This window comes from Mesorhizobium sp. M7A.F.Ca.CA.002.15.2.1, assembly GCF_003998715.1.
GTDB lineage: Bacteria > Pseudomonadota > Alphaproteobacteria > Rhizobiales > Rhizobiaceae > Mesorhizobium > Mesorhizobium ciceri.
Map to the genome: position 1 here is coordinate 1 of NZ_RZPI01000139.1, position 9,751 is coordinate 9,751.

Genomic DNA, 9,751 nt, shown 5'->3' on the forward strand with positions numbered 1-9,751 from the left:
GCGTAGTTGATCAGCGAAAAGGGGGCTGCAAGCAGCCTGATCCTGATGTAGACGCCCATCGCCTCGCTGACGCGCGGTTCGGCGCCCATGAATTTTTGCCCGGCGATGGCGACCAGCGGCGCAAGGGCAGCGAGCACGATGCCGGCGATAACCGCGATCAGCACGGCGCGCCAGAACACCGCCTGTTCCTCCAGGGCATCGCCACGCCCGAACGCCTGTGCGACAAGGCCGGTGGTGCCCGAGCGCAGGAAATTGAAAGAGGTGAAGACGACGTCGAAGATCAATGCGCCGGCCGCCAGGCCGCCAAGCAAGGCGGCATCGCCGAACTGGCCGACGACAGCCGTGTCGACCAGGCCGAGCATCGGCGTCGTCAGATAGGCTAGCGTCATCGGCACCGCGATGGCGAGCACGGAGCGGTTGGTGACGACAAATGATCCGGAGTGAATCGGCGATCCCGAGAGGATCGGGGATCCGGCGTCGGCTGGGGTTGCACCTTTGTCCAAGGATTGCTGCCTTGCTGATTGCGGCTTGATGGAACCGTCGATGTGCCCCATTTTCCGGCCACCGCGCAATCACCTATCCCTTGACGGCCAACCGAAATCCCGGTCTGGCGTGAGCCAGCCGGATACGAGTTCATGCCTCTGCAGATCGTCCATCATCCCGACTACGACGCCGGCTTCGCCGTCAACCATCGCTTTCCGATGAGCAAATATCCCCTGCTGATGGAGGCGCTGCGGACACGCGGCCTCGCCGGCCCCGAGGCGCTCAGCACCGCCGAACCGGCGCCGGCTTCATGGCTGGAGCTTGCCCATGCGGCGGACTATGTCGACCAGGTCGTCAACTGCCGCGTGCCCGAAAAGATCGAACGCGAGATCGGTTTTCCGATCGGCCCCCGCGTCTCGCTGCGCGCGCAGCTTGCCACCGGCGGCACGGTGCTGGCGGCGCGGCTGGCCTTGCGCCACGGTATCGCCTGCAACACTGCCGGCGGCAGCCACCATGCGCGGCGCGCGCAAGGCGCGGGCTTCTGCACCTTCAACGATGTCGCCGTCGCCGCATTGGTGCTGCTGGCCGAAGGCGCGGCACGAAACATCCTGGTCGTCGATCTCGACGTGCACCAGGGCGACGGCACGGCGGATATTCTCGCCGATGACCCGCGCGTGTTCACCTTTTCCATGCATGGCGACCGCAACTACCCCGTGCGCAAGATCGCCTCCGACCTCGATGTCGCGCTGCCCGATGGCACGGGTGACGCTGCCTATCTCGAGAGGCTCGCCGCCATCCTGCCGGAGCTGTCCGCCCAGGCGCATTGGGACATCGTGTTCTACAATGCCGGCGTCGACGTCCATGCAGATGACCGGCTTGGCAGGCTGTCGCTGTCGGATGACGGTCTGCGCGCCCGTGACGACATGGTCATCAGCCATTTTCGCGCGCAGGGCGTTCCGGTCTGCGGCGTCATCGGCGGTGGCTATTCCACCGATGTGCCCGCCCTTGCCGCGCGCCACGCCATCCTGTTCGAGGTCGCCGCAGGCTACGCCCGGTAGTTCTTCAAGCATGATCTCGGGACAAACGGTTTCCGTTTGTCCGAGAAAACCGGTTCCCACTTTTCGGGATCATGCTCTACTTCCGGTAGTTGGCAAGCCTGAGCAGGATGAAGGCCGGCACGACGATAGCCGCGCCCAGCAGGATATAGCCGAGGAAGCGGTCGATGGCGTGGAAGCCGAGATTCCACAGGTCCATGAAGAACTTCCGGATGCCGTAGAGCACATCCATCGGCGACCAGCCGAAGGCATTCATGACCAGGCCGACGAGGAAAGACACCACCAGCAGTTTCAGGATCACCTTGAGCGGCGAGTCGCCAAGAAAGCGCGTCAGTGCGGACAAGGCTCGTCTCCCGATTGAGGCACCCAGGCTCGAGGGCGTCGGCCAGACATACGCACTTGGCTTGTCCGCTTCAAGCCGGGAGTTTTGCGGGATGCCAACGGCCTGCACCGCGCGATTGCATGGCAGGCTTGTGCTGCCAAACGGACTAAACCCGCGCCAGACTGTTAAATTTGCGTAAACAACATCGCTTTAATTTATTGAAAACAAAGCGAAAAACCTTCATTTTTCGATTTCCCGCAATGTGCGTGCAATTTTCGCCTGCGAGACGGTCGGCGTCTTTCAGGCGATTGGCCGCGCGGGCGATCTGACCCCCTACCACAACTGGCGAAAGCCAGTCCCAGGACCGCGCAACCATCCCTGAAAGACACCAAATCGGAGCCCGACCGCCTCAACGGTCGAGTTCTTCGGGAAACCTGCGCATCGATTGCCGGATGCGCGCGTGTGTTGGAGTAATGCAGTGTTCTCTCAAGCAAAGATCATCCTGACGGCAAGTGCCCTTGCCATGTACCTCCTGGGGCCGGCGATGGCCGCCGACCTTTCGCCCGCCTACAATGATCCCCCCGCGTTCCAGTGGAGCGGCGCCTATGTCGGCGTGCATGGCGGCACGGCGTTCACCGGGATGCCGAACCCGTTTGCCGGCAGGAATGGTCTCAGCGGCGGCGTTCAGGCCGGCTACAACCAGCAGATGGGTCCAGCGGTTCTCGGTGCCGAGATCGAGGGCTCCTATCTGGGCGGCGCCGAGCACGACGTCCGGGGCGGCAAGATCAAGGAAAAATGGCGCGGTGCCGCCAAGGCCAAGGCCGGCTTGAGCTTCGACCAGACGCTGCTGTTTGGAACCGGCGGCGTCGCCATGACCAAATTCGACAAGGGCGACAAGGTGAACGATATCGACGGATGGAAACTCGGCTATCTGGTCGGCGGCGGCATCGAGCAGGGTTTTGCCGGCGGCCTCTCGGCCAAGGTCGAATATGACTATGTGCGCACCCCAGGCGTCGAAACGACGTCCGCCCTGGGCAAATCCAAGGCGACGATCGGCAGCCATGAACTGAAGGCCGGCATCAACTACCGGTTCTAGGGCAGGCCATGGGTTCCGTTGAACCTGTTCTGTATTCTGCTTGAACGACCTTGCGCGGCGCCCGGATGCAACGGGGCCGCGCGATTGCTTTGCCTCCATCCGCACCGTCATCGACGCATGTCGGCAGACCGCATTTGGGTGCCAGGTCCTGCGTAATGCCGATGCAATCTTCACGTCCTAAAGCGCGTCGCATCGAAACGGATCATGCGGCCCGCTTCAGGTTTTGTTTTGTGCATGTCGTTGTCCCAAAACCGGGACCGCTTTTGGGCGACATGCATTCGGTGCCGCGGATGACCTTGATGACGGGAATCGGATATGTCCAAACGCAGCGCAAACCATCTGGTGTGGATCTCCAAGGCGTTCTTCATCGCGATCGTGCTGGTGCTGACGGGATGCGCCTCCGACATCATGAAGAACTACATCGGGCAACCGGTCGAATCGGTCATTCTGGACTACGGGCCGCCGACCGCCGTCGTTGATCTCGGCCGGGGCGAGCGGGCCTATCAGTGGCGGAAAATATCCACCAATGCGGTTTCCGGAAGCTCCAGCGGCGAAGTTCGCCACACAAAACACGGAACCGTCTACGAAGAAACCGAAACGCCTGGCTATATCGAGCGCCAGGAATGCTTCTATACGTTCTATGCCCGCGCCTCGGGCGGCAGATGGTTCATCACCAATTTTCGTCAACCGAAGCTGGAATGCGAATGAATTGCCACAGCGTGCCGGCTGCCTGTGACGGAGAGTGCGCATGCGCATCCTGCTGATCGAGGACGAGCCGGAAATGGCCTCGGTGCTGAAGACCGCGCTCGAGCGCCAGGACATCATCGTCGACCATGCCGCGACACTGGCGGATGCCGAAGCCGTGGCGCGGCTCGGCCACCATGACGCGGTGGTGCTGGACCGCCGGCTGCCGGATGGCGATGGCCTCAGCCTGATCCCGCGCCTGCGGGCCTTGCATCTGGACGTGCCGGTGATCGCGTTGACGGCGCTCAGCGGGCTCGACGATCGCGTGGCGGGGCTCGACGCCGGCGCCGACGACTACATGGTCAAGCCGTTCGCCACGGTGGAACTGGTCGCCAGGCTCAATGCCTTGCACCGGCGTTCGTTCACCACGCGTGCCAATCAGGTGATGGTCGGCCGCCTCACCTATGATTTCCGCCATCGCGAGGCGCTTGTCGAGGACCAGGCGCTGGAACTGCCGCGGCGCGAGCGGCTGGTGCTCGAAACGCTCATCCGCAGGCCGGGGCGGACGATCATGCGCGGGGCGCTGGAAGAAGCCGTCTATGCTCTCGACGACGAGATCGGCTCCAATGCATTGGATGCGCACATTTCGCGGCTGCGTCGCAAGCTCGACGACGTCGCTGCCGGCATCGAGATCAGGGCGATCCGCAACCTCGGTTATCTCTTGCGGGCCGCCTCGTGAAGAAGTCGCGCACGCGATCGCTGCAATGGGTGCTGGTGCGGCGGATGATCCTGTTGCAGGCGGCGACGCTTCTTGTCTTCATCGTGCTGTGCGCGGCCGCGCTGTGGATCGCCGATCCACGGCTTCTTGTCGACAACGAGGCTGCCGTCGCCACCCTCAAGGATGCCGTCGATCGTGACGGCAACGGCAGATTGATCGTCCATGAGACCGATGGATTGCGTTCGTTTCGTAAGGGGTTCCCCAATGTCTGGTACATCATCCGCGACAACAACGGCCAGAGCATCCGCTTCGGCAGCATACCCGACGTCTACACCAGGAATTTTGGCGATCTGCTGGGCCAGGCCGATCACGCCACCATCGGATTTTCCGAAGATGATTTGAGGCCGGAGGCCTACCTCGAAAAAGTTTCGACCAAGGCTGGCACGGTTCAGATCATTGCCGCGACGCGATCGTCGCGGGAAGAGACCGACGGCCTCGAAGTCACCATTTCGGCCACCATCGACGTCGCCAAGAACCCGGACGGCAGCAGGAACTGGGAGAAGGCGCTTCCCGCTCTCGCGGCCATCATCGTCATCCTGCTGCTGCCGATCGTCCTCGTCATGGGAGCCACGACCCTGGTGACGACGCCAGCCGTCGTGCGCCGGTCGTTTGCCGGCCTCGTCGACACCGTCCAGCAGGCCGCGCGCATCGACATCGGCACCCGTGCGATGCAGCTGCCGGTCAAGAATGTGCCGCAGGAGATCGCGCCGCTGGTGCATGCCTTCAACCAGACGCTGGCGCGCCTCGCCCAGGGCTATGACCGGCACAACCGCTTCCTCACCGACGCGGCGCACGAACTGCGCACGCCGATCGCCATCCTGCGCACGCGCGCCGAATTGCTGAAGCAGGAACCGCAAAGCGCGCGCCTGCTGCATGACATCGAGCGCCTGTCGCATCTTGCGCAACAGCTGCTCGACCACCAGCTGCTCGACCGCCCGGCGGACCAGCGCCAGATCATAGACCTCTGCGATCTTGTCGGCCGGGTCGCCGCCGACTTCGCCCCGCTCGCCATCGAAGCAGGCTACGATCTTGCCTTCGAGCCGCCAGCCAACAAGGTCCATGTCGAGATCAACGTGCTGCAGATCGAGCGGGCGCTGGCAAATCTCGTGCGCAATGCCATCGATCATGGCGGCGGTTCCGGCACGATCACCATAGCGATCGATGAAAACGGCGGCGTCGAAATCCGCGACGAAGGCCCAGGCATTCCAGCCGATGAGCACGAGAACGTTTTCGAGCCCTTCTACCGACTGCGGCCGCAATCGCGCGGCGCGGGCCTGGGATTGAACCTTGCCCGGCAGATCGCACTGCTGCACGATGGCTCCATCCGGATATTGGCCGGCTCCTGGCAAGGCGCCCGCATCCGCATGGAGTTGCCGGTTCGGGCGGTGGCCGCGTGCGGCAGAAATGATGGCCGGCCCACGGTTGCGGCCGATCCCGCTGGCTTATCTGTTTTCTAACCAATTGCCGCTATTCCCAATCGGATAGCGGGAGCAAGGCTTTGGTGGAGACGGAGAGAAACACCGCGCGACGCGGCGTCATGCTGTCGGTGGTCATCCCATGCTACAACGAGCTGGATGGCGTGGCCGAACTGCATCGGCGGGTAACGGCCGCATGCCTTGGGCAAGGCCCTTCCTACGAGATCGTCCTTGTCGTCGATGGCGCGACCGACGGTACGCGCGAGGCCATTCTGCAGCTGGCCGAAAAGGACGACCATATCGTCGCCATCGACCTTGCCCGCAATTACGGCCACCAGATCGCGTTGAGCGCCGGGCTCGAATTCTGTCGCGGCCAGCGCATTCTCATTCTCGATGCCGACCTGCAGGATCCGCCTGAACTGCTCGGCGCGATGATGACGAAGATGAACGAAGGCTTCGATGTGGTTTACGGCCAGAGGCTGACGCGCGATGGCGAAAGCTGGTTCAAGCTCGCCTCCGCATCCATGTTCTATCGCTTGCTGCGCCGGATGGTCGACGTCGACATAGCCCCGAATACCGGTGATTTCCGACTGATGAACCGTCGCGCGCTCGACCATCTGAACGCGATGCCAGAACGTTACAGGTTCATTCGCGGCATGGTGAGCTGGATCGGGCTGAGACAGGTGGCTTTCCCCTATGAGCGGCACCGCCGCTTTGCCGGCACCACCCACTATCCGCTGAAGAAAATGCTTCTTCTGGCGGTCGACGCCATGACCAGCTTCTCCATCGTGCCCTTGCGGTTCGCCTCGCTGCTCGGAATGATGTTCGGGCTTCTGGGGCTGGTCGTGCTCGGCTACACGCTGCTCGAATGGTCGGTCGGAAACGTGTTGCCCGGCTGGACCAGCCTCGCCGCGATCGTGCTGATCCTCGGCAGCGTCCAGCTTATGGTGCTTGGAATCTTCGGCGAGTATCTCGGGCGCATGTACATGGAGACAAAGCGGCGGCCGCTCTACTTCGTCAACGAGATCGTTTCGCGCAGCCAGGCGGTGGAGGACGGCGAATTGCCGGTCCATCGCCTGCAGGAGATGGCAAAGAGGGCCGCACGTGCTTGAGGCGGAATTCGACCAGTTTGCGCGGGAATATCAGGAGCAGCATGCCGCAAGCATAAGGCTGAGCGGCGAAAACCCGGATTTCTTCGCCAGGTACAAGATCGACGACGTCGCCGCGACGCTGCGGCGGGCCGGTGTCAAACCGCGACGAATACTGGATTTCGGCGCCGGCGTCGGCAATTCGCTCGGCCATATGCGCAACGCGTTTCCCGACGCGGAGATCACCTTGCTCGATCCTTCGCGGGAATCGCTCGACATCGCCAGCAAGCGCTTTCCCGGCCAGGCCGCCTTCACGCATTTCGACGGCAAGACAATTCCCTTTGCCGACGGCAGCTTCGACCTGGCCTTCGCGGCCTGCGTCTTCCACCATATCCCCGAGAACCTGCAGATCGGACTGTTCGCCGAGATCGGCAGGGTGCTGGCCTATGGCGGCAGCTTCTTCGTCTTCGAACACAATCCTTGGAACCCGCTGACCACGCACGCGGTGAGGAACTGTGCCTTCGACGAAAACGCGGTTTTGATAAATTCGCGCGAGATGCGCGGGCGCATGGCCGAGGCGGGCCTTGCCAATACGAGGATCGTCTACCGGATTTTCTTTCCTCGGATGCTTGCGAGACTGAGGCCGTTCGAGCGCTTCCTCACCAAGGTACCTGTCGGAGCCCAATATTTTGCGCATGTGGTCAAGCCTGCCGTTTGACTTCCCGAGGATGCTGCGATTTGGCGCCGTCGGTCTGTTGAACACGGCGCTGGGATACGCGGTCATTCTGGCCGGGCTTGCGCTGGGTCTGGGCGACATCCTTGCCAACGCCACGGGCTATGCCGCCGGCCTTGTCCTCGGCTTCTTCCTCAACCGCCAATGGACCTTCAGCAGAGCCGATGGCTTCAAGCCCGGGACCGCGCTGCGCTATGGGGGTGTCTTTCTGGTCGCCTACAGCATCAATCTGGCCGTCGTAATCGCCGCCCGTTCAGCAGGCATCGTCGAAAACCCGCTGGTCCACCTCGCGGGAATCTGCGTCTATTCGGTTGTTTTCTATCTTGGCTCGGCTCGCTTCGTGTTTGTGGGGCGTGGGGACGACAGCACCGACCGCACAGTTCGGGTGGCCGACAAGCCTCGGCGGCAGCCCGCCAATCCAACACCTTGAACACCCAACTGTCACCGGAACCGATTAGAGGCGGCGCAGCATGAACGACGCTCAGGCCAGTGCGGCGGCCGCGACATACAACGAGCGGAGCAGGCTGATCTTCTGCCTGCTCGCGGCCTTGGCGATGGCGGGTGCGTTGGGTGCCCAGGCAGGCGCCACCCTGCAGGATCCCGACAGCTGGTGGCAAGTGAAGGTCGGTCTGGATTTCCTGACTAACCGGACATTTCCGACCGTCGATCCCTATTCCTACACGTTTGCCGGCCAGCCCTGGATTGCCAAGGAATGGCTGGGGCAGGTCCTGCTGGCTCTTGCCTACCGGGCGGGCGGCTGGAACGGGGTCGTCAACGCGATCATCGCCTCGATCTCCCTGACGGTTTTCCTGATGGGGTGGTTTCTCAGCGCATGGCTGAAGCCGATCCTGGCGATTACACTGGCGTTCGCCGCGGTGTTCCTGATCAACCCGATCTTCACGGCGCGTCCGCATGTCTTCACCTTCCCGATCATCGTCATCTGGACAGCGGTCCTCTTCGGTGCGGCAAGGGAAGAACGGGCGCCGCCCTGGTGGCTGCTTGTGCTGGTCGTATTATGGGCGAACCTGCACGCCACCTTCACCTTGAGCTTCGTCATCGCGGCTTTCGCCGGTCTCGATCTGCTGGCGCGCACGGGCCTGTCGAAACCGTCCCTGCTGGCGAAGTGGATCGCGTTCGGCCTGCTTTGCCCGCTGGTGAGCCTGATCCACCCCTACGGCGTCCAGGCCATCCTCGCGACGCTCGCCGTGGCCTACGGCAATGAGGCGGTGTCGCTGATCATGGAATGGAAACCGTTCAGTCAGCCGGACAGTCCTGTCCAGGAAGCGGCGATGCTGCTGGCGCTTTTCGGGCTTCTGGTGTCCCGGTTGCGAATTGGCTGGGCCAAGGCGTTGTTCGTCGTCTTCACCCTGCATGTCTATCTCGCCCATGTGCGCTTCATGTATCTGTTCTTCCTGCTGATTCCGCTGGTGATGGCGGCCGAGGTCGCACAGCAATATCACTCGCTTTCAGCCACCGCATGGCTGGCCGAAAAGCGCGACGGGCTGGAGAGATTCTTAGCCAGACGGTTCTACGCCATCTGCGGCACGGCAGCCGTTCTGCTGATCGGCGGGATCGCCGTGCTCGGCAGCGCCTATCAGGTCGCGCCGAGCCCGAAGACATCGGCCAGCGGGGCGCTGGCCTTCGCGCAAAGCCATCATCTGTCCGGCAATGTGTTGAATTCCTACAATTTCGGCGGCACGCTGATTTTCCATGGGTTCAAGACCTATATCGACGGACGGACGGACCAGCTGTTCCTGGGCGGCTTCACAAAGAGCGACAACGACACCGGACGCGGAGACGGCAAGCCGCTCCTCGAAGCCCGCCTGAAGAAATACGCAATAGATTGGGCGCTGCTGTCGGCCGACGACAGCCGGATTCCCTTCTTCGACCAGTTGGGCTGGAAACGGGCCTACTCGGACGATTACGCGGTAATCTATCTGCCCGGCGCCTGATCCTGTGCGTTCCTGGCGGATTTCGCGACAGCCAATATATGCCTTGACACCCATGTTGCAGCGCAGCAAAATTGCTGCCTGAGGGTAAGCCTGTGAGACCGACGAGCCGGGATTTTCAGCACGACCGAAGGCATCGCCGCATGAG

Annotated in this window: 11 protein-coding genes; 9 read left to right on the top strand and 2 right to left on the bottom strand. The window is 62.5% G+C overall.

Features of this window, described 5'->3' with window-relative positions; genetic code table 11:
- On the bottom strand, positions 1-464 hold a 464-nt coding region (locus ENZ74_RS10830), incomplete at its 3' end, for an MATE family efflux transporter (RefSeq protein WP_245470943.1).
- Positions 465-635: 171 nt separating this feature from the next.
- Here ENZ74_RS10830 and ENZ74_RS10835 point away from each other — a divergent pair.
- Positions 636-1,541 (top strand): histone deacetylase, encoded by a 906-nt coding sequence (locus ENZ74_RS10835; RefSeq protein WP_063170026.1) that lies wholly within the window; start codon positions 636-638, stop codon positions 1,539-1,541.
- Positions 1,542-1,617: 76 nt separating this feature from the next.
- On the opposite strand, the gene ENZ74_RS10840 is transcribed toward ENZ74_RS10835, so the two are convergent.
- Entirely contained in the window at positions 1,618-1,881 is a 264-nt protein-coding gene (locus ENZ74_RS10840) for a DUF6460 domain-containing protein (protein WP_013533620.1), read from the bottom strand.
- A 457-nt stretch (positions 1,882-2,338) separates the two neighbouring features.
- Here ENZ74_RS10840 and ENZ74_RS10845 point away from each other — a divergent pair, with 457 nt between their 5' ends.
- The 8 genes from ENZ74_RS10845 (at position 2,339) to ENZ74_RS10880 (ending at position 9,606) form a co-directional block, all read left to right on the top strand.
- Positions 2,339-2,956 carry an outer membrane protein gene (locus ENZ74_RS10845; RefSeq protein WP_082826646.1) on the top strand — a complete coding sequence of 206 codons (618 nt, stop codon included), beginning with the start codon at positions 2,339-2,341 and terminating at the stop codon, positions 2,954-2,956.
- A 315-nt stretch (positions 2,957-3,271) separates the two neighbouring features.
- Entirely contained in the window at positions 3,272-3,664 is a 393-nt protein-coding gene (locus tag ENZ74_RS10850; RefSeq protein ID WP_013533622.1) for a hypothetical protein, read from the top strand.
- Between the two features lie 40 nt (positions 3,665-3,704).
- Complete coding sequence (locus tag ENZ74_RS10855) at positions 3,705-4,379, top strand: response regulator transcription factor (RefSeq protein ID WP_013533623.1); 675 nt, start codon at positions 3,705-3,707, stop codon at positions 4,377-4,379.
- Positions 4,376-5,875, top strand: coding sequence for a HAMP domain-containing sensor histidine kinase (locus ENZ74_RS10860; RefSeq protein WP_063170024.1), 1,500 nt, complete (start codon positions 4,376-4,378; stop codon positions 5,873-5,875). The genes ENZ74_RS10855 and ENZ74_RS10860 overlap by 4 nt, the downstream gene beginning before the upstream one ends.
- 80 nt (positions 5,876-5,955) lie before the next feature.
- Positions 5,956-6,945 carry a glycosyltransferase family 2 protein gene (locus tag ENZ74_RS10865; protein WP_181172679.1) on the top strand — a complete coding sequence of 330 codons (990 nt, stop codon included), beginning with the start codon at positions 5,956-5,958 and terminating at the stop codon, positions 6,943-6,945.
- Positions 6,938-7,639 (top strand): class I SAM-dependent methyltransferase, encoded by a 702-nt coding sequence (locus tag ENZ74_RS10870; protein ID WP_063170022.1) that lies wholly within the window; start codon positions 6,938-6,940, stop codon positions 7,637-7,639. Before ENZ74_RS10865 ends, ENZ74_RS10870 begins: the two co-directional genes overlap by 8 nt.
- Positions 7,640-7,649: 10 nt before the next feature.
- On the top strand, positions 7,650-8,084 hold the full coding sequence (locus tag ENZ74_RS10875) for a GtrA family protein (protein ID WP_245458386.1): 435 nt from the start codon (positions 7,650-7,652) through the stop codon (positions 8,082-8,084).
- A 40-nt stretch (positions 8,085-8,124) separates the two neighbouring features.
- Entirely contained in the window at positions 8,125-9,606 is a 1,482-nt protein-coding gene (locus ENZ74_RS10880) for a hypothetical protein (RefSeq protein ID WP_063170020.1), read from the top strand.
- Positions 9,607-9,751: the final 145 nt, after the last annotated feature.

Coding starts and splice junctions, on each gene's coding strand:
- ENZ74_RS10835 (WP_063170026.1), top strand. CDS start 636: ATGCCTCTGCAGATCGTCCATCATCCCGACTACGACGCCGGCTTCGCC.
- ENZ74_RS10850 (WP_013533622.1), top strand. CDS start 3,272: ATGTCCAAACGCAGCGCAAACCATCTGGTGTGGATCTCCAAGGCGTTC.
- ENZ74_RS10855 (WP_013533623.1), top strand. CDS start 3,705: ATGCGCATCCTGCTGATCGAGGACGAGCCGGAAATGGCCTCGGTGCTG.
- ENZ74_RS10865 (WP_181172679.1), top strand. CDS start 5,956: ATGCTGTCGGTGGTCATCCCATGCTACAACGAGCTGGATGGCGTGGCC.
- ENZ74_RS10875 (WP_245458386.1), top strand. CDS start 7,650: ATGCTGCGATTTGGCGCCGTCGGTCTGTTGAACACGGCGCTGGGATAC.
- ENZ74_RS10880 (WP_063170020.1), top strand. CDS start 8,125: ATGAACGACGCTCAGGCCAGTGCGGCGGCCGCGACATACAACGAGCGG.